Here is a 24,225-nt window from a genome sequence, read left to right on the forward strand (position 1 = left end):
CCCCTTCCCGCGCCCGCCGGACGTCCACCGGGCAAGGAAAGGGGCGACGCGATCCGATCGAACCGCGATCCGATCAGACGTCGTCGTCGGACCGATATTCCTCGACGTCGATTTCATTCGCCATCCGGCCGACCGCCACCGCCACCACGGCGTCGCCCGTGACGTTGGTCATCGTCCGCATCATGTCGAGCAGGTGGTTGATGCCCGCGACAAAGGCGATGGTTTCCAGCGGGACGCCGATCGACGACAGCACAAGGCTCATCATCACCAATCCCGACCCCGGCACCCCGGCAGCACCGATCGCCCCCAGCGTCGCGGTCAGCGCAATCAGGACATAGGAATACCAGCTCAGGTCGATGCCATAGGCCTGCGCGCCGAACAGGGCGACGACACCCAGATACATGGCGGTGCCGTTCATGTTGATCGTGGCACCCAGCGCGACGGTAAAGCTGGCGATCGATTTCGACACGCCCAGGTTGCGCTGAACGCAGCGCAGCGTGACCGGAAGGGCCGCGTTCGACGAGGCGGTGGAAAAGGCTACGGCCTGCGCATCGACGATCCCGCGATAGAAATCGACGATCGGCAGCCGCGCGATGAAGCGCAAAATGGCCGGATAGACGAGCAACAGGATGATCCCGCAACCGATATAGTTGAGCGCAACCAGCTTGCCGAGCGGGATCAGGGCGTCGAAACCGAACGTACCGGCGACCCAGGCGATCAGCGCAAAAACGCCGAACGGGGCGAGTTCCATCACAAAGATGGTCATTTTCTGCATCACCGCCGAACCCGCTTCCATCGCGCGGGCCAGCGGCGTTCCCTGGTCGCCGACCGCCAGGATCGAAATACCGAACAGCATGGCAAAGATGATCACCGGCAGGATGCTGCCCTGCGCCATGGCCATGATCGGATTGTCGGGGACCAGTTCGACGATCATCTGGGTCAGCGACTTGTCGGGCGGCGGCGGAACCGCGCCCCCCGCGACCGAAATGTCGAGCCCCAGTCCCGGCTGGACCAGCGAGGCCAGCGACATGCCCAGCGTCACCGCGATCAGCGCGGTTCCCATGAACAGCATCATCGCCTTGCCGCCGACCGAACCCAGACGGCCGATATCGCCGACCGCGGTAATCCCTGACACCAGCGAAAAGAATATCAGCGGAACGACCAGCATCTTGATCGCGCGGATGAACAGGTCGCCGATCCATTTGATCGACTGCACATCTTCACCAAGCAATATGCCGACCGCGACCCCCAGGACCAGGGCGAGCAAAATTCTTTTCCACAGCGGGACGCTAAACCAAAATCGGGTCAAGGGTCGGCCTCTCCAAGCTTGTCTTTCCGGGGATATTTTCGCGAGGCATAACAGGGTGGTCATGCGATGCGAGGGCTGAATCTTCGGCGGTCCATAACCCTTGGTTATTGCCGCTGCTTATCGTTGGGCGGCCCTTCTAACAAAAGGTGGCGCCGGCCTCAACCGACCCATCCCGCCGTCTGGACCAGCACCCACAGGCCGATGATCAGGAACAATGCCGCGGCGACCAGGCGTATCTTGTTGAGATCAAAACGCTTCAACAGTTCGTGGCCCAGGAAGATGGCCGGAACATTGGCGATCATCATGCCCAGCGTCGTTCCCGCCGTTACGGCCACAACCTGTTGATATTGGGCGCCAAGTGCGATCGTCGCCACCTGCGTCTTGTCCCCCATCTCGACGAGAAAAAAAGCGACCAGCGTGGTCAGAAAGGCTCCCGAACGCGACTTGGGCGCTTCGTCATCGTCGAATTTGTCGGGGATCAGCGTCCAGGCCGCCATTGCGACGAACGAGGCGCCGATCGCATAGCGAAAGGCCGCGCTGTCGAGCAGCGCGGCGACCTGCGATCCCACCAGCGCGGCGAGCGCATGATTGGCAAGCGTCGCCACCAATATGCCCAGGATGATCGGCAGGGGGCGCTGAAAGCGGGTGGCCAGAAGAATGGCCAAAAGCTGCGTCTTGTCGCCGATCTCGGCGAGCGCGACGACGGCGGTCGAGGTGAACAGGGCTTCCATGATCGAACTCCGGGGCCGGGCAGCAGGCGAATTCCAACGGACATCGCACCCTGCCGCCCGGCCCGGACGAAGGGTTCGATGCCATTGGTCTCGCCCAAGCAGATGATGCTTCCACCGCGCCACGGCCTCTCGACCGAGTATGTTGACGTGGCGGCCCGTCCCGATGGACGGCTGGCTACTCCCCAGATGACGGAGGCGGATTAGCGGCGCGGGCGGGCTCTGGCAAGTCCCCGCCGCCCGGCGGCGCCGTGCCCGCTGCGGCAGCGGCGGCCTTTTCGGCTTCGGCGATGTCGGCATCCATCGCCCGCGCCCGCGCCTCGATATCGGCGGCGGCCTTGTCATAGCGCTCGTCAAAGGCAGGTTCGGCCTGACACCCCGCCAGCAGCGCCAGCGCAAGCACCCCGGCGAAGGGCCGGACGGAGGGCAGGAAGGGTGCCAGCACCGACGCCACGATCGGCGTCTGGGCCGGGGTCACGGCAAGGGCCGGGGTCATGGCCTGGGTCTGGGTCTGGGTCGGACGGACACGGCGCATCAATAATCCTTGCGGTAACGGATGCTCATGTTCGTCTGCCCCGATCCCCCCGCCTGGCTCAGGATCGACAGCGCGCGGGTCAGGCTGATCTCCAGCTGGGTCGCGGTATAACCCTTTCCGTCGGTGATCACCTCCAGATAGATGTCCTTCGAGATATAATGGCCCGCCGCGATCGCGGTGCCGCGCCCTTCGGTATCGTCGGCGCCCAGCACCCGCAGCCGGTCGATGCCTGCCGCCGATCGCAGGACGCCGAGCGGGCTCAACCCGCCGCTGCCGCGCAGCGCGTTCAGCGACGCGGCAAGCTGGACCGCCTGGATCGGCGACAATTCGGTGATCGAATCCCCGAACAGGATACGCGAGACGATCTCGTCCTGCGGCAGGCCCGGCACGCTGGAAAAGCTGATCTGCGGATTCTGCGCCCGGCCCGACACATTGACGTTCACCGTCACCGTCTCGATCGTGTCCGACGCCAGCAGGCGGATCGCGGGGTCATAGGCATCGCCGGTCGGAAAGGTGATGCGCCCTTCCTCGAGTTCGAACGAGCGACCCGCGAAATCCAGCGTGCCGCGCACCAGTTCGACCTCGCCGGTCATGCGCGGCGCCTCGGTCGTGCCGCGCAGCGTCACATCGGCCTGCCATTCGGATTCCAGCCCCATGCCCGACACGTAAATCTGATCGGGCGCGCGCAGCCGGATGTCGAGCCGGATCAGGTCGAACAGGCTGCCGCCCACCGCCGCCAGCCCGTCGCCGCTGACCCGCAGCCGTCCCGACGGCAGCTTGCGCCGGACACCCGTCAGCGCGGGCACGCTCGCCGCGCCTTCGCGCACGATGCGATAGCGCGCCTCGGGCAGGCGCAGCGTCCCCGACAGCAGCGCGGTCTGGCCCGCCACCTTTTCGAGCGTCAGTTCGCCCGTCGCGCGGCCGCCCATATTTTCGCTGCGCGCCAGCCGCGCATTGTCGAGCGTCGCGACAAGGTTCATCGGATAGCCGTCGGCGGCGGCAAGGCTGATATAGCCCTTGGCCTTGACGCTGCCGTCGCCCGCGGTCGCCTGCATATCCTCGATCACCAGGCGGTTGCCGGTAAAGCGGCCGTTGACGCTCATGTCGGTCAGGCGCGTGCCATAGATCTGGTTTTCATAGGTCATGCCCTTGCCGCGCACGACCCCGTCGAGACAGGGATCGAACAGGCTGCAACTGAAATCCGCCGCGACCGCGATCGGCCCGCTGACATCCTGCTGTGCCGGCCCGGCAAAGCTGTAGAGCGTATCGGCGGGGCCATTATAGCGAAAGCCTCCGCCAAGCGGCGCGGCGCGCAGCCGGGTCATCCAGTCGCCCGCACCGGGGCCCAGCGGGCGCAGCGACGCCTGCAGCCGCCCGATCACCGTCCCGCGCTTGCGCATCACCGCCCGTGCCTCGCCCCCGTCGGCGAGCAGCTTGCCCGCAAAATTGACATCGACCGGCTGGCTGACCGATGCGGCGGTGGTGCGCGTGAAATTGGTGATCGTCAGCCGGGCATCGGCGCGGGGGAAAGCGTCGGCACCGGCCTGTTCGAAATCCAGACTCCCCGTCGCGCGCCCACCCAGCCCCATGTCGGGATAGACCGCGTTCAGGATCGCCATGTTGACGCGGTCGAGGCGGCTTTGGAGCATGATCCCCTCGCCAAAGCGCCCGGCAACGCGCGCATGGCTGCCACGTCCGAGATTGATCGTGGTGGGCAGCAATTCATAACCATCGGGTCCGGGGATGATCCGCGCCGGACTGTCGGTACGAAAGGCGATGCCGGTGGCCCGCCCGCGCACCGACGCACGCCACAGTTGCGGCGTCAGGTCGGCGTTGGCGGCGATACGGAACGGGACGCCGCTCGTCCCTTCGACCATCGCCTGCGCCTTGCCCGCGCCGTTCCGATAGTCGATCTTCACGCGCCCGACCGCGATGTCATAATCGCGGATGTGCGTCTGCGCGACCTGGATGTCGGCGACGACATGCGGCGTGTCATACAGCGTCACGTCGGCATCGACGATCGCCGAACCGACGGTCAGTTGCGCGGCACCGGGCAGCGCGACATTATTGGCACGCATATGGATCGCCGCCGCCTGATGCTCGCCCGCCGCGCTCAGCCGGACCAGGCCGCCAAGCCCCTGCCCCGCCGCGTCAAGCTGCCCCTCGAACGGCCCCGCCGCGCTTTGCACCAGCCGCCCGCTCAGCCCGATCCCCGACAGGTCGGCGCGCTCGACATCGATGGTCAGCGGCCCCTTGGCCGTCAACAGCACGACGTCCGCGCTCAGCGGGCCATAATCGGTCTCGCCCGTCGCGGCGAGCCGATAGCCGCCCGGCGCGCCGTTGACCCGCGCGACCAGATTGGCAAGCCCGATGCCCAGCCCCGGACGTTCGGCGGTCAGCGTCGCGCGCGGATCGCTGATCGTTCCCGCCAGTTGAACGCCCAGCGGGCCATAATCGGTCGATTGCGCGCGCGCGGTCAACTGCACCCGGCCGTCGGGGGCATAGCTGCCCTGCCCGCCCGTCACGCGCAGCCGCGGCGCGCTCAGCCGCAGGTTCGAAAATCGGACGATACCGTCGGTGCCATAGCGCAGGTCGCTGGTCGCCACCGCATTCCCGCCCAGCAGGTCGCGAACCCCCGAATTGAACAGGCGGGTCGAGCGCGCCCGCACCCGCCCGGCCAGTTCGAAACCGCCACGCGGTGCGGTTTTCAGGTCGACGTCGGTGCCGATGTCGAAAATGCCGACGCTCTCGATGCGATAATCATTGACCCGGCCGTCGATCGCCCCGGTATAAAAGCCGCGATTCAGGTCGGCGACGACGATTGCCTTGGCATCGATGCGCGGCGAACGCAGCCGCAGATTGTCGCTGAGCAGCCGCCCGTCCTTATAGGCGATATCGCCGTCCAGTCGTACCGATACCAGTGTCCCGCCCGCGGCGGTGTCCAGCCCGCGTATCCGTGCGGCGCGGCCCGCGACCGGAATGACGATCTGGTCGGCGTCGATCCGCGCCTTGCCCGACAGGTTCAGCGTCTCGACGACGATATCGTTGACCGCCAGCGCGTTGGCGTTCGCCTGATAGGCGATGGTCGGCAAGGCAAAGGCGCCGTCCAGCCGGGCGGTCGCGCGCACGCCATTGCCGCGCAGAGCAGGTGCCAGCGCCGCCGGGCGCAACAGGACAAACGCCAGTTGCAGGCCGTCGTAACGATTGCTGCCCAGATCGACGCCGCCGCTGATACCCAGGCGAAAGGCCTCTGATGAAAGCCGCCCGTCCAGATCGGCCTTGCGTTCGGCCAGCCGGGCCGTCAGGTCCACGCTGGTTTCGCCGCCCAGCAGCGCGGCCGTGCGGCCGGTGAACAGCCGCGCCGCCTGCGCCTTGCCCTTCGCCGCGAACAGGCCGTCGCGGGCCGACAGGGCAATGCGCGCCAATGGCGCCGTGCCCAGGTCGGCGACCAATTGCCCGTCCCACGCCTTCCAGTCGCCCTTGCCGTCCAGCCGCGCCGTCATCGGCGCGTCGAGGCCGCCGATCGCCGCGATCACCCCGCCTTGCGGCGCGCGGATATCCAGCGTCATCGCCAGGCGGTTCGTCTCGGGCACCGCATCGACCAACAGCTTCAGCGCGTCGCCCTTGCCATTCGCTCCGATCGTCTCGGCATCGGCGCTGATCTGCGCGCGGCGGTCGGCGATCGCGACCTTGCCGGCGATCCGGACATCCTGTCGTTCGCCCGCGACGGCGGGCGCAAAGATGAAACGGTCGACGCGCACCGTCCCGACATCGATATCGAGGTCGGGCAACAGCGGCTCGCCGGTGTCCGGAACCACCTTGAACTCGGGAAGGCGCTGCAACGTCATCGTCTGCGCGGTGGCGGTGCGGACATCGACATGATTGGACAGATAGGCAAAGGGGCGCCAGTCGATCCGCACCTCGGGCGAGGCCAGAAACACGCCTTTGGTATCGGACAGGCTGAAATCGCGAACGACCATCGCGCCGTACAGCGATCCGTCGAGCCGGCCGATGCCGATCTTCATCCCATTTTCGAATTCATATTTCTCGATCTGGGTGATGACGAAACGGCGACCGGCATCGCTGTTGAGGCCAATCAGGAACAGGACGACCGCTGCGGCCAGGCCCAATATCGCCAGACCGGTCCAGCGCGCGATCCGGCGCGGCCATGACATCGCACCGGCTGCCTGCGTCGGCGCCGCCGGGACGACCGGGGGCGCTTCGGGGGCCACGGGCTCCTTGCCCGCCATCAAAAAGCCTGCCCGATCGAAACATAGACGCTTATGCGCGATTCACCCGGACGGCGGTTGATCGGGGTCGCGATATCCAGGCGCATCGGCCCGAAATTGGTATAGAACCGGCCACCGATCCCGGCGCCAAAGCGCAAATCGCTGAAATCGGGGGCCGAACTGCGATAAACCTGTCCCGCATCGACAAAACCCACAATCCCGAAATTGCCGAAGCGATAGCGCGCCTCGACCGCCACTTCGTTCAGGCTGCGCCCCCCGATGGGGTCATTGTCCGGGTCCTTGGGCCCCAGTTCCTGATATCCGAAGCCGCGTACCGATCCGCCGCCGCCTGCATAAAAGCGCCGCGACGGCGCCAGCCGTTCGCGCGCGGCCCCCAAAATGCTCCCGACACGCACCCGGCCCGCCAGCACGATATTGTCGCTGACCGGATAATAGCCGCTCGCGTCGATCCGCGTCCGGGCATAGGGGGAAAAGCGTCCCGCCATCGACCCTTCGGGCTGGATCAGCGTCGTCAGACGGAACCCCTTGGTCGGATCGAGCAGGCTGTCGGTGCGGTCGATCCCGATCTGTCCGGTCAGTCCCAGGATCGTATAAAAGTCGCGTTCCCGCGCGCTGCGTGCGAAATTATAATCGTCCTCGCGGGTCGCGATCAGTTCGATGCCATAGGAATAGGTCAGCTTTTTCTGCCAGATCGGCGTTGAATCATAGCTGACACGGGCGCCGACGCGCCCGGTAATCGCGTTGAAGGCGTCATAGGTGCTGCGCGTAATCTCGCTGACCAGTTCAAAGGTGCGATCGCGGCGCCCCGCGTTCGACCGGCGCATGGTGACGCCCAGTCCCTGCTCCTGCGTCCCCGCGACCCCGCGTACGATCAATGCACCTTCGGCAGGGAACATGTTGCGGTGGGTCCAGCTTCCTTCCAGCCTGATCCCCTCGCCGGTTCCATAACCCGCGCTCGCCGCGATGGTGCGCGGGGGGCCGGCCTGCTGCGTCACCATCATCGTGACATATTCGGTGCCGTCACCGGCGCTTTCACCGGTTGGCTGCGGTTCGGCGGCGACGGTCGCGAACAGGCCCGTCGCGACCAGCGCCTGCCGCAGATCGTCGACCTTGCGGCTGTCATACAGGTCGCCGCGCTTGAACCGCGCCATGACCGCAATATGGTCGGCGTCAAAGGCCAGATCGCCCTGCGTTTCGATCCCCCCGAAACGCGACCGCTGGCCGATCTCGATGGGCAGGGTGTAAACCCCCTCGCCCAACTCGCCATCCAGCAGAATGTCGCGCTGCCCCAGCTTGGCAAAGGGATAGCCTTCCTCGGGCAGCTTCAGCGCGATGGCCGCCTCGGCGCCCTGGACGCGCTCGGCGACGATCGGCTCGCCGATGCTCAGCGGGAAATTGTCGGCGATCAACCCCGGCGGCACGGTGGGGTCGGCCTCCAGCACGATATCGGAAAAGGTGTAACGGACCCCCGGCGTCACATCGATGATCGCGGTCAACGGGCGCGCGGTGCCGCGCTCGGTCCGGTCGATGCTGGTATCGATCAGCGCGTCATAATAGCCTTCCGACGCCAGGATGCGCCGCATCAGCTCGCCGTCGGCGGACAGGCGCGCCCGGACCATCGCCGCATTGTCAGCCTTGCCGTCACCGTCATAAAGCGCCGACAGATTGCCGAACAAGCCGGCCAGATCGACATCGGTGCTGTCATCGGCCGACGCCAGGCCGTTGACCTGCACGGAATAGGCCACGCTGACGTTGCGTTCGTCGCCTTCGGCTTCCGCAAATTCAACGGGTTCAACGTCGAAGCTGTCGAGCGGGGGCAAGGGGGCGGCGAGCTCGGGGTCGCTGATCGGTGCGTCGCCGATCGCCTCGACGGGATCTCCGTCGGCCAGCGCGGGGACAGCGACACCATCGACCTCGGGCGGCGCGTCGCTCACCTCCTCGTCGGTGCTTCCGCGTGCCGCTTGCCGACGTTCGAACTCGGCGATCGATTCGAGCGGCCGGTCGAGTTCGGGGTCGTCCTCGGCGCTGATCGGGGGGATCGCGCGCCGAAACTCCTCATCCTCGATGATCGGTTCGACCTTGGGCAGCTCGACCGTCGGCGGGGGCGGCGACGGCGCGGCGATATCCTTGCTTTCGCGGTTCGCCTGCCTGTCGCTCCGCGCGCCGCCGTCGTCGGCCTCATTCTCCGCTGCGTCGGGCGTTTCCTGGCTTTCCGCGCCATCGCCCCGGGGCGTCTGCACTGCGGCTTCGGTCCCGGTTCGGGGCGTCGCGGCCTGCTCCTGCGCGGCCGCCGCCGCGCTCCAGCCAAGGCCGATCAGCGACGCCGATACCAACAGCGAACGACAAAGGGCCACGGCGGTTATCCCGGCGGTGCTGCGCGATGTTTCGGGCGATTTTTCAGAATATTGCATCAATGGCCAGCCGATCGCCTGCTTTTGGCGTGCGGCGCATGGCCGCGCAACCGGTTTCTGGCGCCGCTGCGGCCAATCGTGCCAATGGCGATGCATCATTCCGGCCCCCTGTTTGCCGCCTCCCGCCCCCGATCAACGAGCGCGCGCGGGTCAGGTTCCGCAAAAGGTCCTGTACGGTGCGGCATCGGCGGGGCCGGGCCCTTCATAGTCCGCGGCATCGTCCCGCGGGACGAAGGGAGTCCGAACCACGTCCAGCAGGCGCGTCCACGGTGCCATGTCGCCGGCTTCGGCGGCGGCCAGCGCCTCCTCGACCTTGTGGTTGCGCGGGATATACAGCGGGTTGATCGCATCCATCGCGGCCGCGCGCTCGGCCGGGTCGACACCCTCGGCCTCGATCCGCGTCCACCAGTCGGCGATCCATGGCGCCATGGCATCGGCCGACGGCAACAGCGCCGCCATCGGCGCGCCGTCGCCGCGCAGCAGCATCGCCAGCGCGCGAAAGAACAGGGTGAAATCGACCGCCTTGTCCTCCAGCTCGCCGAACAGCGCATCGATCAGCGCGGCATCGCCCTCGTCGCCGGTGCCAAGGCCCAGCTTGGCTCGCATCCGGTCGTGCCAGATGCCGCGAAAGCGTTCGGGAATTGCGTCGACCAGCGCCTTCGCGCGCTCGACATCGCCCGGGGCGACGGCGTGGATCGCGGGCAGCAACGCCTCGGCAAAGCGCGCCATGTTCCAGTGCATGATCTGCGGCTGGCGGCCATAGGCATAGCGGCCATTGGCGTCGATCGAGCTGAAGACGCTGTTCACGGCAAAGCGGTCCATGAAGGCGCAGGGGCCGTAATCGATCGTCTCGCCGCTGATCGCGACATTGTCGGTATTCATGACGCCATGCACGAATCCGACGCCCAGCCAATGTGCGACCAAGACACATTGCCGGACAATAACCTGGTCGAGCAGCGCCAGATGCGGGTTGGCTGCGCCTGCGATTTCGGGGAAATGGCGGCGAAGGCTGTAATCGGAAAGCTGGACCACATGATCGGCCCCGAAATGCGCGGCGAAAAATTGGAAAGAGCCAACGCGAATATGACTGCTCGCCACCCGCCCCATCACCGCGCCGGGATGCGCACGTTCGCGCTGGACCCGGTCGCCGGTCGCGACAGCAGCGAGCGCGCGCGTCGTCGGCACGCCCATCGCCGCCATGGCTTCCGACACCAGATACTCGCGCAAAACCGGCCCGATAGCGGCCTTTCCATCGCCGTTGCGCGAAAAGGCGGTTCGCCCCGATCCCTTGAGCTGGAGGTCAAAGCGCGCGCCGTCCGGCGCCACGATCTCTCCGATCAGCAGCGCCCGGCCGTCGCCTAGCTGGGGCGAGAAATGGCCGAACTGATGCCCGGCATAGGCCAGCGCGAGCGGATCGGCCCCCTCGGGCAGTTTTCCGCCCGAAAGCAGCGCGGCGAGCGCCGCATCGTCCAACCCCGCGCGATCGAGTCCCAGCCGCGCCGCGAGCGCGTCGTTGAACGCGAGCAGCCGCGGTGCGGAGGGCCGCTCCGCTTCGGCAGGCGCGTAAAAGCCTTCCATCGTGGCGAAAAAACTATTGTCGAAGGCAAAATCCATGCGCGGCTCCTTGCTGGCTATGTCGAACCTCGCCAACGCGAATTCAAGTTTGACGATTGCAGGCTTTCCACCCATTTGCTAGCGGATCGCGCGTAGCCTCGGGTTGCCTGGAAACGGGCATGAAAAGGGAAGTCCGGACAGACCGGCGCTGCCCCCGCAACTGTGGCCGGCGAGGCGGAAGCGTTTATGCCACTGGGGGCTTTCTCCCCGGGAAGGCCGCTTCCTCCAGCGACCCGGCGAGCCAGGAGACCTGCCTGAGTGCTGCCGTTATCTGCGGTGGGCGGGGCGTACCACGAGCAGGCGAGAATCCTCGCGCGACGGCATGGCCGTTATGCTGTGGAGGATTGTCGTGCCTTTCCCGTTTCGTTCCGCCAGCCTTCTCGCGATCGCCATCGCAGTCCCTACCGTATCACAGGCCGACGAGGGCGTATTACGAAAGAGTGATCGTGAATATTCCATAACCGTAACAGGCGAACGACTGGACCGCGAACGAAGCAACGCCTCGTGGTCGCTCATCGACGCCGCGGAATTGCAGCGGGCCCAAAATGGCAGCGCCGCCGACCTGATCGCCCGGCGCCCCGGCGTCAGCATAACGCGCAACGGCACACTGGGCGCGGTCACCGCCCTGCGCATCCGCGGCGCGGAAGGCGAACAGACATTGGTGGTGATCGATGGCGTTCGGGTGGGCGACCCCTCCTCCCCCGGCGGGGCTTTCGACTTCGGCAATCTGATGTTGGGCAGCATCGACCGCATCGAGTTGCTGCGCGGTGCCAACAGCCTGGCGTGGGGCAGCCAAGCGATCGGCGGCGTCGTGTCGATCAACATGACTCAACCTGTTACCGGTGATGCAGGAGCAACAAACGGTCAGATCAACGCCGAATATGGCGCGCATGACACCACCCGCCTGAACGGCCAATTGCGCACCGGCCCGATGGGACCAACGCAATTCGGCATCGGCGCGGGCTATGTCCGCACCGACGGTATCAGCAACGCCGCCGCCGGCACTGAACGCGACGGTTATCGGCAATATTCACTCAATCTTTCGAACCGAACCGAAATCGGTGAAACGCTGTCCTTCAGCGCCTTTGGTCTTTACGCCAACAGCCGCGTCGACCTCGACGGATTTGCTGCGCCGGCATTTACTTTTGGGGACACCGGCGAGTTTCAGAAGACCAGCGAACATTACGCCGCAGCGTCGATCGAGCATCGGCCGGGCGCTCAGGCAAGTACGACCGGTTTTTCGCACAAGCTCCAATTCGGGATAGCCGACATCAATCGCGACAATTTCGACCCGGCCAGGGGTGAAACACCCAGTTTTCGCGCCCGCGGACGCAGCAAGCGTTTAAGCTACAGCATCGATTGGGGTTTTGGTGGGGCCAGCGACAATGGAGCGAGCAACGGACTCCGCCTGATCGCGGGGGCCGAACGCGAATGGACACGTTCGCAAACCGCGGACGCATTTTCGGCTGATGCGGGACGAACCGTAACGACCGGTCTTTGGGCGATGCTTGCTGGACGCCCAACCAACGGCCTGTCCTTGACCGCCGGCGTGCGTCATGACGATCATCGCGATTTTGGCAGTGAAACCAGCATTGCGCTTGATGCCGGGCAACAGTTGGGGGATCATGTCACGGTGCGCGCCAGCTATCGTGAAGGTTTCAAGGCGCCGACGCTCTTTCAACTTTCCGAAGCGATGGGCGCCTATGGCAACCCCGCCTTGCGCCCGGAACGCGCACGTTCCTATGAAATTGGTGTGCGACTTTCCGATGGCCCGTGGTGGTTTCTCGATGTCGCATGGTTCCGCCGCGACAGTCGCGACTTGATCGACTTTGTGACTTGCCCAGCCGGGGCCAACGCCCTGCCCGCAATCTGTGCGACCGGAAAGCGACCTTTCGGCACCTACGACAATATCAACCGGGCCCGCGCACAGGGTGTCGAAGTTGATGGCGCCATTCAAGTGACGGATCGCCTGCTTCTACGCGCCAATTACAGCTTGATCTCCACTGCTGATCGGACAGCCGCTTCCTCATTGGAGGGCAAACAATTGTCGCGGCGCCCCAAGCATCTCGCCAATGCCGAGATAATGTGGTCACCTGGGGACGCATTCGCCGGAACCGAACTGTCGGTAGCGGCCCGCTATACAGGTGCCAGCTACGACGATCGCGCGAACAGCCGACGGCTTGGCGAATATTGGCTGGTCGACCTGCGGATCCGCTACCCCCTGGTTTCCGGAATCGATGTGTTCGCTCGCCTCGAGAATCTGCTCGATACAGATTATCAGGCTGTCGCTGGCTACGGCACGACCGGCCGGTCAGCCTATGCCGGGATTCGTTGGGCATTCTGATGCACATGGCGAAGGCCCTTGCCCTGCTGATACTCCTTTCAGGATGCCAGCAGCGCGCCCCGTTGGCCGACCGGCATGGCGTGGTCAGTATCGACTATTGTGCCGATCAGATGGCAATCGGCCTGCTACCGCGCCGCGACATTCGCGCCATATCGTTCGAAGCCAACAGCGACGTCAGCTTTTCTGCTCCCCGCGCAAAAGGCATCGCACGCTTACGCCCGACGCTGGAAGAAATCATTGCCCTGCGTCCAGCGGTGGTGATCCGCTCCTACGGCGGCGACACGAAGTTGGCGGGCCAGCTTGAAAAGCTCGGCATCCGTGTCGTTCAATTGGGTTATGCTGTCACCTTGACCGACGTGCGCACTGAAATGTTACGTGTCGGACACGAACTGGATGCCGATCCACGCGCTCGTGCACTCCTCGCGCATTTCGATGCCGAGCTACAGTCCGTACCAACGCGATCCTCTGCCCCTCGCCCTCGTGCGCTTTACGTAACGCCCGGCGACGTCACGACCGGCCCCGGATCACTCGTCGCTTCGGTGATCGAAACCGCAGGCTTCGTACCTTATCGGCAGCGCCCGGGCTGGGGAACGCTGCCGCTCGAAGACATGGCACGCCGCCCTCCTGATCTGATGTTCCGCGCCTTTTTCGATAGCTCTCGCTATCAGCAGGATCGTTGGACATCCTCTCGTCATCCGGTGGTCGCTCGCGTCGCGTCAAAGGCGATGGAGGTCGAGGTACCCGGCGCATGGCTGGCGTGCGGGAACTGGCTCAGCGGACACGCCGTCGCACGGTTGGCGGCCGCGCGAAAGCAAATGCAATGACTCGCATAAACTCCGTTCTGTTCGCAATCCTGATCCTGATTGCAGCCACCGCATTAATGTCGGGCCCATCCGGTTTCTCGCCCATGTTACTGAGCGATTGGATAGCCGGCCGTGACGCGGCGGCGGCCATGATCATATTGGACATCCGCCTGCCGCGCGTGCTTGCCGCCGCGATCGTCGGGGCAGCCCTCGGGCTTTGCGGGGCGGCACTCCAAGCCTTGACCCGGAACCCGCTCGCGGAACCCGGCGTGCTCGGCGTATCCGCCGCCGCGACCTTGGGAGCCACCTTGACGCTCTATTTCGGCCTGGCAGCCGCCTGGGCGTGGGCCCTCCCGATCGGCGCAGTGTTGGCAGCTGTCCTGGCAACCGCCCTGCTCGCCTCCGCGGCCGTCCGGACCCAGGGGATGGCGACACTGATCCTGATCGGCGTCGGACTGTCGAGCCTGTCCGGGGCGTTGATGGCTCTGATCCTCAACTTCGCCCCCAACCCTTTTTCGCTATCCGACCTCGTCAACTGGACGCTCGGGTCGGTGGCAAACCGCAGCCTTGCCGACCTCGCCTTTTCCGTACCGCTGATCCTGATCGGCGCATTATTGCTGCTGGGACAGCGCGCCAACCTGTCGTTGCTTTCGATCGGCGAGGCAGCCGCGACCGCACACGGACTTGACGCGCGCAGGTCACGCATAGCGGTGATCGTCGGTACAGGCCTTGTGACAGGCGCTGCCGTTGCGCTCGCCGGATCCGTCGGCTTCGTGGGCATCGTTGCACCGCATCTCGTCCGTCCGTGGGTCGGTCACGATCCCGGCCGGACCTTGTTCCCCGCAGCCTGGCTCGGCGCAATCTTGCTTGTGCTCGCCGACCTTTTTGTTCGGCTGTTGCCGACTGAGGACGAACTGCGCCTTGGCGTTGTTGCGGCGCTGGCTGGCGCGCCTATTTTTGTTGCCATCGTGCTTCAGCGCGGAAGGATACGTCGTGGCTGAACCATTGATTCTCAGCGGGCTAACGGTGCGCGAGGGCCGTCTGTCGTTGATCGAGGGCATCCACGCAACGATCACGCCGGGTCGGCTCACCGCTATAGTCGGCCCCAACGGCGCCGGAAAATCGACGTTGCTGCGCGCGATCGCGCGGATCGTTCGCGCCGAAGGACGGGTGACGTTCGGCGGCACCGATATGGCTTCCCTTTCCCCCATCGCGCGCGCGCGGTGCATGGCCTATCTGCCCCAGACCCACGAACTGGCATGGGATATCAGTGTAGGTGACATGGTCGCGTTGGGGCGCTTCGCCTATGGCGCCGTGCCTGGGAAACTGGCTCCCGAGGATCGCCAAGCGATCGACGACGCGATGACACGCACGGGATGTGCGCCGTGGCGGGACCGCGGTGTTGCCAGCCTGTCCGGCGGCGAACAGGCACTCGCCTGCCTTGCGCGCGTGCTAGCGGCCCAAACGCCGGTGCTGCTGGTCGACGAACCCGTGGCGGCGCTGGATCCCGCCAATCAATATCGCGTGATGGAATGCCTCGCAGCATGCGCTGATGCCGGACGGACGGTGATTGCTGTGCTGCACGACCTATCGCTCGTGGCGCAGTTCGCCGACGAAATTCTGTGGCTTCAGAATGGCCATATTGTTGCTCAGGGCGCCGCGACACCCGAAGCCTTTGCTCGCCACGTCCCTGCGCTCTTCACACGGACGCCCACTCTTGCCACCGACGGATCCGATGCACTCTACTTCCGGCGAACCGCAAAGAATTAACCCGCTCTTTCAAAGGCTATGCTAGAGCCGCGCCCGCAGCATAGCCGAAGGAACTCACATGAGAATATTTGTCACCGGCGGGGCGGGATATATCGGCAGCCACACCCTCGTCCAGTTGCTCGGCGCGGGACACGATCTTTGCGTGCTCGACAATTTCTCCAACAGCTCGCTCGAAGCGCTGAGGCGCGTGCGACAGTTGACCAACCGCGACTTTGCGCTTGTGGAGGCCGACATTCGCGATACCGCCACACTAACCGAAGCAATGTCGGGCTTCGCTCCTGACGCCGTGGTTCATTTCGCGGGTCTGAAAGCGGTCGGCGAATCCGGCGAGAAGCCCCTGCTCTATTATGACAATAATGTCACCGGATCGGCGAACCTGCTCGCCGCGATGGATACGGCGGGATGCCGCCGGATCGTCTTTTCCTCGTCCGCCACCGTTTACGGTGAAGCACAATATCTGCCCTTTGACGAAGACCACCCGATCGCGCCTACCAATCCCTATGGCCGCACCAAGGCAATGGTAGAAGAAATGATCCGCGACTGGACCGCCGCAACGGATGGCGCATCGGCTGCGCTGCTGCGCTACTTCAACCCGGTGGGTGCGCATGAATCGGGTCGGATCGGCGAGGATCCACGGGACATTCCCAACAACCTGATGCCATTCATTGCCCAGGTCGCAGTCGGTCGGCGCGCCAAATTGTCGGTGTTCGGCGACGATTATGAAACGCGCGACGGAACGGGCGAGCGCGACTATATCCACGTCGTCGACCTTGCCGCAGCGCACTCGGCCGCACTCGAATATTGCGCCCGCACAGAAGGCTGTGAGGCGATCAACGTCGGAACCGGCCGAGGGATCACCGTCATGGAAATGGTGGCGGCCTATGAAGAGGCTTGCGGCCATGCCATCGCCGCTGAAATCGCGCCGCGCCGCCCGGGCGACGTCGCAAGCAGTTATGCCGCCACCGCAAAGGCCGCGCGACTGCTGAACTGGCACGCAGAGCGCGGCGTCGACGCGATGTGCGAGAGCAGCTGGCGTTGGCAATCGACGAATAGCGAAGGTTACGGAGAAAAAGCATGACGATCCTGGTGACGGGCGCCGCGGGCTTTATCGGCATGCATGTTGCCGCGGCGCTGCTTGCGCGCGGCGAGCGCGTGGTCGGGATCGACAATTTCACCCCCTATTATTCGGTCGAACTCAAACACGCACGCATCGCCCATTTGGAACAGTTGGGCGGCGAATTTCTGTTTCGCAATATCGATTTCGGCAATGCGGAAACGCTGAACGAAGCGCTCGCCAGAGAAGACATCGATCGGATCGTGCATCTCGGCGCGCAGCCGGGAGTGCGCTATTCACTCGAAAATCCCGCAGCATATATTCATTCGAATATTGCAGGCCATCTCAACATCCTCGAATTCGCCCGCCACCGAGGTACCTCGCATCTGGTTTATGCCTCGTCATCGTCAGTTTATGGCATGCGCAGTGATACCCCTTTTCGGGTAGAGGACCGCGCCGACACCCCCATTTCACTGTACGCCGCGACCAAGCGCGCCGACGAGTTGATGAGCGAAACCTACGCCCATCTCTTCCGAATCCCGCAGACCGGCCTGCGCTTTTTCACCGTTTATGGCCCGTGGGGTCGGCCTGACATGGCAGTCTGGAAATTTACCGAAGCCGTTCTCGCCGGACAACCGATCGACGTTTACAACCACGGCGACATGCTGCGCGACTTTACCTTCATCGACGATATTGTGAGCGGGATTCTGCTAACGCTCGACAACCCGCCGGCGGACGACGGGAAACTCAAGCCCGGCGGCTTCGTGTCACCACACCGGCTCTACAATATCGGCAACAACCGCCCGGAACAGCTCATGGACCTCATCAGCACCATTGAAGCGGCATGTCAGCGAAGCGCGACGATCAACCTGCTGCCGATGCAGGACGGGGACGTCTATCAGACCTTCGCCGACATCGACGATATCGCAAACGATCTGGGCTTCGCGCCAACGACGCCGATCAGCGTGGGCGTTCCGGTATTCGTCGGATGGTATTTGGCCAGGACCGAGGCGTGACCTGACAATATCAGGGGCGTCGGCTGTCGGCGCCAAAGATGTCGCGGCTGTAAACCGTTTCCACTACGCTGGCGAGTTCGTCGGTGACCCGGTTCGCGGTGATGACGTCGGCTTCGGTCTTGAATGCGTCTAGGTCGCGGATCACCCGCGAATTGAACAGCTGCTCCTCTTCGATCAGCAGCTCATAGACGATCACCTCTATTCCCTTGGCCTTCACGCGCTTCATCACCCCCAAAATACTGCAGGCGCGGAAATTGTCTGACCCCGCTTTCATCGCAAGGCGGTGGATACCAACGACGCGCGGGCTGCGCTTGATCACCTCGGACGCCACGAAATCCTTGCGCGTCGCGTTCGACGAAACGATCGCCTGGATCAGATTCTGCGGCACGTCCTTGTAATTGGCGAGCATCTGCTTTGAGTCCTTGGGCAGGCAATAGCCGCCGTAGCCGAAGGACGGATTGTTGTAGAAGCTGCCGATCCGGGGATTGAGACACACGCCCCCGATCACCTGACGCGAGTCCACGCCGTGTGCAGCAGCATAGGTGTCGAGCTCGTTAAAGTAAGCGACGCGCATCGCAAGATATGTGTTCGCGAACAGCTTGATCGCCTCGGCCTCGGGATTGCCCGTCTGCAGGATCGCGAAATCGGCTGCACGCGGGTGCGTGTTGCCGACGATGATCCGAGAGGGATATAGTTTACGCGAAGCGCGCGTCCATCGCGCAGGAACTCGGGCGAAAAGACGATATCGTTGCTGCCATGTTCGGCGCGCATCTGTTCGGTGAAACCACCGGGACTGTCGATTTGACGATAATCAGCGCGCCGGGTGCCGTGACCATCGCATCGGCGAGGACGCTTTCGACGCTGCCCGCGTTGAAATAATTGGTGTCGGGATCATAATCGGTCGGCGTCGCAGCGATGACGAAATCCGCCCCCTTATGGGCCGCCTTGAGATCGGTCGTCGCGACGAGGTTTAGCGGCTTGTTCGCCAGATAATCCTAGATCTCCGCATCGGCGATCGGCGACTGCTTCGCATTGAGCTGCTCGACCTTGCGCGCATCGATGTCGAGCGCGACGACTTCGTTGTGCTGCGCCAGCAGAATCGCATTGGAAATGCCGACATAGCCCGTGCCGACAACGGCGATTTTCACGGGCGGCTTCTGTGCTGACTTCAATGCCTTATCCTTTTGCGCACGCTGAACATTGCCGCGCCGTCCGTAGCAATCGCCAGGCGGCCGCTCAATGCGTCATGTACCGCAAAATGTCGTATAGGGCGCGGCATCGATCGGCCTTAGCTCCGCGAAACGATCCAGCCCCGGCCGCGCGTCGAACGGACGGCGCACGACCTCAAGCAGTTCATGCCAAGGTGCAAGGTCGCCGGCTTCGGCCGCGTCAAGCGCCGCCTCGACCAAATGATTTCTCGGGATGTAGAGCGGATTTACATGCTCCATCGCATCGGCAAGGTCCAGCAGATTTCCTGCACCCTGCTCGATCCGTTGCCACCAGCCCGCGATCCATGGCGCTATCGCATCGGGCGCCGGCAGCAGCGCCTGCATCGTCCCGCCTTCGCCGCGCAGCAGCATCGCCAGCGCGCGAAAGAAGGAAGTGAAATCGACGCTGTTCTTTCGAGTTCGTCGAACAGGCTGTCGATCAGCTCGGCATCGTCGTCCGCGCCTTCGGCCAGACCCAGCTTCTGCCGCACATGCGCCTGCCAGCGAGCACGAAACTGGTTGGGAATCGCATCGACCAGCGCTTTCGCCGTATCGACGTCGGCGGGCGTAATGCGGTGGATCGCGGGCAACAACGCCTCGGCAAAACGCGCCATGTTCCAGTGCATGACCTGCGGCTGGCGGCCGTAGGCATAGCGGCCGCCCGAATCGATCGAACTGAAGACGGTGCCCACGGCAAAGCGGTCCATGAAGGCGCACGGACCATAGTCGATCGTCTCACCGCTGATCGCGACATTGTCGGTGTTCATCACGCCATGAATGAAGCCGACACCGAGCCAGCACGCGATGAGCCCGCATTGCAGGTCGATCACCCGCTCGAACAGCGCAAAGTGCGGATTTGCCGCACCGACAAGATCGGGGAAACGCCGTCCAACGCTATAATCGGACAGCCGAATGACGTGGTCGGCGCCATAATGGGCAGCAAAAAACTGAAAGGTGCCGACGCGGATATGGCTGTTTGCGACGCGGGTGAGCACCGCACCCGGATGCGTCCGTTCGCGCTGCAAGCGCTCCCCGGTCGCCACTGCGGCAAGCGATCGCGTCGTCGGCACACCCATCGCGGCCATTGCTTCGGACACCAGAAATTCGTGCAGCACCGGGCCTATCGCCTCCTTCCCAAGGCAGTCGGCCCCGAACCTTTGAGCTGGATGTCAAAACGCGCGCCGTCCGGCGCAACGACCTCGCCGAGGAGCAGCGCGCGGCCGTCGCCGAGCTGCGGGGAAAAATGGCCAAACTGGTGCCCGGCGTAGGCCAGCGCGATCGGGGTGGCTCCGGCGGGAAGCGTAAATCCCGAAAACAGTTGAGCCAGCTTTTCGTCAGATGCGCGGGCGCTTTCCAGTCCCAACTGTTCCGCCAGCGGGTGGTTGAAGGCGAGAGCTCTCGCAGCCAACAGCTTCGCAGCGTCGGCTGGGGCGTAGAGCCCCTCCATCTGATTGTAAAAACTGTTATCAAAACCGAAATTCATGCTGGACTCCTGCCGGATTCATATCTCGATCCTCAAGGCAGCGAATGCAAGGCTTGCGAAACCTGTGGGCGCGCGAAACCGGAGTCGGATATCCCAACAGACCTTGGCGACTATCCGCGCAATTGAATTTGTTGCCCCTTTCTGCCATTCGGCGTCCGCATGGTCAGCAAGTCGCGGGCGCATGTAGCTAATCCATCCGCGATGAGTTATGATCTGATGGAAAAAGACCGGGACATTTCTATGCTTGACGAAACTGCGTGGCAGACCATCCCGGCGCGAGTGGTTCGTCTTGTGGTTAATCAGACGCGCGACATGCGTCGCTTCGTCGCCGCGATCATGGACGGCGTTCTTTGCATCGTCGCGGTCTGGATTGCCTACTCGCTTCGTCTTGGCACGTGGAATCTCTTTTCGGCGCCGGTCATCAGCTTCGCCGGCGTAGCGTTGCTGTTTTGGTATCCGATCGCCATCCTGTTTGGAATCTATCGTTCGCTGATACGTTTTTCAGGGGCACGCACGGTAGCCGGACTTGCCATGGCATGCGCCGCGCTTGCCATACCGCTCCTGATCGTATTCGTTGTCTTCCGGTGGCCGGTGGTCCCGCGGACGCTGGCGATCCTTCATCCGATCATCTTTCTAATGCTGCTCGCATCGAGCCGAATCACTATCCGTTTCGTCCTGCTCGACCTACTCAACATCATCTCCACCAAGGCACGCCGTGTTCTGGTCTATGGCGCGGGGCGTGCAGGACAACAGCTCGCACTCTCGTTGCGCCACGAAACGCAGGTTTATCTCGTCGGCTTTGTGGACGACGACATTCGCCTAGACGGTCAGCGGCTGGATGGTATTCCGGTGTTCGGTTCAAACCGTCTCGAAGGCCTGCTCGCCGATACCGATGTTGATGAAGTGCTTCTTGCTATTCCCAGCGCATCGCGGGCACGGCGCCGTGCCATCATCGAGCGCCTGCAGCAGACCGGCGTCTATGTCCGCTCGCTCCCCAGCCTGACCCACATTATCGAGGGGTCAGTCACAGTAAACGATCTGCGAGAAATCCAGATTGACGAACTACTTGGACGCGAAGCAGTGGCGCCCAACGAAGTCCTGATGGGGAGGACAATCGTCGGAAAGACGGTGATGGTTTCAGGCGCCGGCGGATCGATCGGCAGCGAACTGTGTCGACAGATTCTACAATGCCATCCAAAGACGCTGATCCTGCTCGAGCAGTCCGAATTCGCGCTCTATGCGATCGAACAGGAATTGCGGAGCATGATCGCCTCGGCGGGGCGTGACACGCCACTCGTACTCGAGTTGGCCAACGTCGCCGAACGGTCGACGATGATGCGCATCTATGGTCATCGTCGGCCCGATACGGTGTTTCATGCCGCCGCCTACAAACATGTTCCGCTGGTCGAGGCCAATCCCGTTTCGGGCTTGCGGAACAATGTGATGGGCACGCTGCACAGCGTCGAAGCCGCCGAGGCCCATGGCGTCTCCAACTTCACCTTGATCAGCACCGACAAGGCCGTGCGGCCGACAAATATTATGGGCGCATCAAAGCGCGTCTGTGAACTCATTCTTCAGGCGCGGGCCCAGGCCCAGGAAAGCTCGACGATTTTCAGCATGGTACGCTTCGGCAACGTGCTGGGGTCGAGCGGGTCGGTCGTTCCGCTGTTCAAAAGGCAGATCGCGGCGGGAGGCCCGATCACGATCACCCATCGCGACATCACACGTTACTTCATGACGATTCCCGAAGCCGCGCAGCTCGTCATTCAGGCGACGGCGATGGCAAAGGGCGGCGAAGTATTCGTCCTCGATATGGGGCAGCCGGTTCGCATCATCGATCTGGCGCACAGCATGATCCGCCTGTCGGGCCTCAATGCCCGCGACACCGAACAGCCTGAAGGCGACATCGAAATCATCGAAACCGGACTGCGTCCGGGCGAGAAGCTTTACGAAGAATTATTGATCGGGAACAATCCAGAGCCGACCAACCATCCCCGCATTCTGCGCGCGCAGGAAAAGCTCTGGCCATGGTCCGAAATGAAGCAGGCGCTTGAAGAGCTTGACGGGATCATCAAGGGAGGCGATCGACTGGCCATGATGCAGGTCGTCAACAAGCTGGTCCCTGAATATAGTCCGTACGAGGTGTCAGGTCAGCAGTCGGTAGAATGTTAGCCCTCAATCAGGAGCGCCCCCTAAGAACGGCGCCAACCGCGGGCCCCGTCAATCTAGTGGCATTGCCGATGGACCAGTGAATGGGAACAGCGTCATCAACCAGATTGAGCCGACCGAACTCGACCGACGGAAGTTCGTTACCGTTACCGACAATTTTGTATAGCGCCACGATCCGGGTCTTCGGATGCGCTTCCATGATATCGAGCTTCAGCTTCAAACAGACGTCGGCGCGGGTCAGTCCGAGTGGGCGCCAGACAAGGATCCGCGTGGCTTTGGAGACATACATTTTGAGGTCAATGGTCGCAACGCCGCCGTAGCGCGCATATGTGCCAAATTCCGCCTGATGAAACGCCCCCACGTTGTTCGCGAGATCGACCCTGCTAGTCGTGCGCAGAGTTCCCGTAATCGTAAAGCTGTGCCCATGCATTTCGGAGAGCACGATCGGCGGGCTGCCGCTCTTGATAAACTCGCCATGGGCTTCGTTCTTGTCGCCGCCCATAGAGACACCGTTCAAGAACACTCCATTCAGGCTGCAATACTCGGAGTTACCGTGAAGATTCCCCCCGACAGCCCCGCAGTCGGATGGCTTCCGGCCCTGCCGAAAAAATGGCAGTCGCGATTCATGCCAACCTTGCCGTTGATCGGGTTGTCGCCGCCGACGGTAAAACCGTTGAAATGGCCGTAACACTCACCCCGAATGGTCACGTCCTGGCTATTTCCTATAATGCAGCCATAGCGGTCGAGCCCGCCATTTTCCGTCTGCCACGCGCGCACATTCTCCCCGAATGACTGGAAGCAATCATCAATGTACAGCGCGGCTAGTCGCCCGCCCTCGCACTTGAAATTGCTAAGGATGGACCGGTCGAGATTTTTGACTAACGCCGCATAGTCGACACCATCATGGCCAATGATGGTCAGCGACGTGCAGCGCTGCGTGAAACGATCCCCTGTGCGCTTCCATATTTCCGTCCCGGCCACGGTATATGTGTCACGGCAGCCGTTCTCCACCCGAAGTCCGGTTGAATCCAGGATTTTCGCAACGCGGAACATCTCACCCTTGCGATAATAGGAGCGGGCTCCGTTCCCTGCAAAATCGACGGTTCCTGAAAGCTGGAAGGCGTCGCCCGCCAAAAGCCCGTGAGGCCCTTCAAATCTGAACATTCGCGTTCCAACAGACAGATTCCGCTGCAAGCTCGGAAGTTTCATTCTTGGCCCGCCCTTTACGAGCAGGCAGATTCCGCCGGGAAAATCCCCAGGATTCGCTTCGCGAAAATCAAAGACCGCGTCACCGCCCTCGATTACACCCGCTGGGATCACAAGCGGCTTTGAAACCTTATACATGCCGCCTGGCAGAACGGCGCGCCCTGTCTTGGCCATGTCGGCAAATATCTCGATCAGGGCGGCGCTGTCATCGTCGTCCCGCTTGCCGGGGCGCGTTTGCGCGACCACTTCCGGGGGAAGCAAACGCCGTTGCCGCGATGAGCGAAATTGCTTCTCGACGTTTGATCAACATGCAATCTACCTAGCT

At 63.3% G+C, this 24,225-nt stretch carries 18 protein-coding genes, 1 pseudogene and 2 riboswitches; of the genes and pseudogenes, 7 read left to right on the plus strand and 12 right to left on the minus strand.

Features of this window, described 5'->3' with window-relative positions; translation table 11 throughout:
* Positions 1–73 precede the first annotated feature (73 nt).
* The 6 genes from U0S50_RS07500 to U0S50_RS07525 form a co-directional block, all read right to left on the minus strand.
* Positions 74–1,267 (minus strand): dicarboxylate/amino acid:cation symporter, encoded by a 1,194-nt coding sequence (locus U0S50_RS07500; protein ID WP_322308146.1) that lies wholly within the window; start codon positions 1,265–1,267, stop codon positions 74–76.
* Positions 1,268–1,467: 200 nt separating this feature from the next.
* Entirely contained in the window at positions 1,468–2,040 is a 573-nt protein-coding gene (locus U0S50_RS07505) for a TMEM165/GDT1 family protein (protein WP_322308147.1), read from the minus strand.
* A gap of 18 nt (positions 2,041–2,058) precedes the next feature.
* Positions 2,059–2,237, minus strand: a riboswitch (yybP-ykoY riboswitch).
* Positions 2,216–2,572, minus strand: coding sequence for a hypothetical protein (locus tag U0S50_RS07510; RefSeq protein ID WP_322308148.1), 357 nt, complete (start codon positions 2,570–2,572; stop codon positions 2,216–2,218). (Overlaps the previous riboswitch by 22 nt.)
* Positions 2,572–6,822, minus strand: a complete 4,251-nt coding sequence (locus U0S50_RS07515; protein ID WP_322308149.1) for a translocation/assembly module TamB domain-containing protein — start codon at positions 6,820–6,822, stop codon at positions 2,572–2,574. The genes U0S50_RS07510 and U0S50_RS07515 overlap by 1 nt, the downstream gene beginning before the upstream one ends.
* A complete protein-coding gene (locus U0S50_RS07520) occupies positions 6,822–9,332 on the minus strand; it encodes a BamA/TamA family outer membrane protein (RefSeq protein ID WP_322308150.1) in 2,511 nt (836 codons plus the stop codon). The genes U0S50_RS07515 and U0S50_RS07520 overlap by 1 nt, the downstream gene beginning before the upstream one ends.
* 51 nt (positions 9,333–9,383) lie before the next feature.
* Positions 9,384–10,847 (minus strand): protein adenylyltransferase SelO, encoded by a 1,464-nt coding sequence (locus tag U0S50_RS07525; protein WP_322308151.1) that lies wholly within the window; start codon positions 10,845–10,847, stop codon positions 9,384–9,386.
* An 83-nt stretch (positions 10,848–10,930) separates the two neighbouring features.
* Positions 10,931–11,120, plus strand: a riboswitch (cobalamin riboswitch).
* Between the two features lie 76 nt (positions 11,121–11,196).
* Here U0S50_RS07525 and U0S50_RS07530 point away from each other — a divergent pair.
* The 6 genes from U0S50_RS07530 to U0S50_RS07555 are packed head-to-tail and all read left to right on the plus strand — an operon-like array spanning position 11,197 to position 17,834.
* Complete coding sequence (locus U0S50_RS07530) at positions 11,197–13,191, plus strand: TonB-dependent receptor plug domain-containing protein (RefSeq protein WP_322308152.1); 1,995 nt, start codon at positions 11,197–11,199, stop codon at positions 13,189–13,191.
* On the plus strand, positions 13,191–14,015 hold the full coding sequence (locus U0S50_RS07535) for an ABC transporter substrate-binding protein (protein WP_322308153.1): 825 nt from the start codon (positions 13,191–13,193) through the stop codon (positions 14,013–14,015). The genes U0S50_RS07530 and U0S50_RS07535 overlap by 1 nt, the downstream gene beginning before the upstream one ends.
* Complete coding sequence (locus tag U0S50_RS07540; RefSeq protein ID WP_322308154.1) at positions 14,012–14,995, plus strand: iron ABC transporter permease; 984 nt, start codon at positions 14,012–14,014, stop codon at positions 14,993–14,995. The genes U0S50_RS07535 and U0S50_RS07540 overlap by 4 nt, the downstream gene beginning before the upstream one ends.
* Entirely contained in the window at positions 14,988–15,764 is a 777-nt protein-coding gene (locus tag U0S50_RS07545; protein WP_322308155.1) for an ABC transporter ATP-binding protein, read from the plus strand. Before U0S50_RS07540 ends, U0S50_RS07545 begins: the two co-directional genes overlap by 8 nt.
* 58 nt (positions 15,765–15,822) lie before the next feature.
* The gene (galE, locus tag U0S50_RS07550) at positions 15,823–16,842 is read left to right on the plus strand and encodes a UDP-glucose 4-epimerase GalE (protein WP_322308156.1); all 1,020 of its coding nucleotides are present in this window, start codon (positions 15,823–15,825) and stop codon (positions 16,840–16,842) included.
* A complete protein-coding gene (locus tag U0S50_RS07555; RefSeq protein ID WP_322308157.1) occupies positions 16,839–17,834 on the plus strand; it encodes an NAD-dependent epimerase/dehydratase family protein in 996 nt (331 codons plus the stop codon). The genes galE and U0S50_RS07555 overlap by 4 nt, the downstream gene beginning before the upstream one ends.
* A gap of 10 nt (positions 17,835–17,844) precedes the next feature.
* Here U0S50_RS07555 and U0S50_RS07560 read toward each other — a convergent pair.
* The 4 genes and pseudogenes from U0S50_RS07560 to U0S50_RS07575 all read right to left on the minus strand — a co-directional run bounded on the left by U0S50_RS07560 (position 17,845) and on the right by U0S50_RS07575 (position 20,525).
* A pseudogene (locus tag U0S50_RS07560) lies at positions 17,845–18,982 on the minus strand (nucleotide sugar dehydrogenase).
* Positions 18,983–19,078: 96 nt separating this feature from the next.
* A complete protein-coding gene (locus tag U0S50_RS07565; RefSeq protein ID WP_322308158.1) occupies positions 19,079–19,387 on the minus strand; it encodes a hypothetical protein in 309 nt (102 codons plus the stop codon).
* Positions 19,354–20,157 carry a protein adenylyltransferase SelO family protein gene (locus U0S50_RS07570; RefSeq protein WP_322308159.1) on the minus strand — a complete coding sequence of 268 codons (804 nt, stop codon included), beginning with the start codon at positions 20,155–20,157 and terminating at the stop codon, positions 19,354–19,356. Before U0S50_RS07570 ends, U0S50_RS07565 begins: the two co-directional genes overlap by 34 nt.
* 5 nt (positions 20,158–20,162) lie before the next feature.
* Positions 20,163–20,525: a protein adenylyltransferase SelO family protein gene (locus U0S50_RS07575; RefSeq protein ID WP_322308160.1), complete on the minus strand. Its 363-nt coding sequence runs from the start codon at positions 20,523–20,525 to the stop codon at positions 20,163–20,165.
* A gap of 240 nt (positions 20,526–20,765) precedes the next feature.
* Here U0S50_RS07575 and U0S50_RS07580 point away from each other — a divergent pair, with 240 nt between their 5' ends.
* The gene (locus U0S50_RS07580; RefSeq protein WP_322308161.1) at positions 20,766–22,697 is read left to right on the plus strand and encodes a nucleoside-diphosphate sugar epimerase/dehydratase; all 1,932 of its coding nucleotides are present in this window, start codon (positions 20,766–20,768) and stop codon (positions 22,695–22,697) included.
* Positions 22,698–22,704: 7 nt separating this feature from the next.
* Here the strand turns inward: U0S50_RS07580 and U0S50_RS07585 are convergent, their stop codons facing one another.
* Both U0S50_RS07585 and U0S50_RS07590 read right to left on the minus strand, forming a co-directional pair.
* Positions 22,705–23,211 (minus strand): hypothetical protein, encoded by a 507-nt coding sequence (locus U0S50_RS07585; protein WP_322308162.1) that lies wholly within the window; start codon positions 23,209–23,211, stop codon positions 22,705–22,707.
* Between the two features lie 11 nt (positions 23,212–23,222).
* A complete protein-coding gene (locus tag U0S50_RS07590) occupies positions 23,223–24,161 on the minus strand; it encodes a hypothetical protein (RefSeq protein ID WP_322308163.1) in 939 nt (312 codons plus the stop codon).
* Positions 24,162–24,225 lie beyond the last annotated feature (64 nt).

The sequence above is a fragment of the Sphingopyxis sp. genome (genome assembly GCF_034380315.1).
In the GTDB taxonomy this organism is placed as follows: Bacteria; Pseudomonadota; Alphaproteobacteria; order Sphingomonadales; family Sphingomonadaceae; genus Sphingopyxis.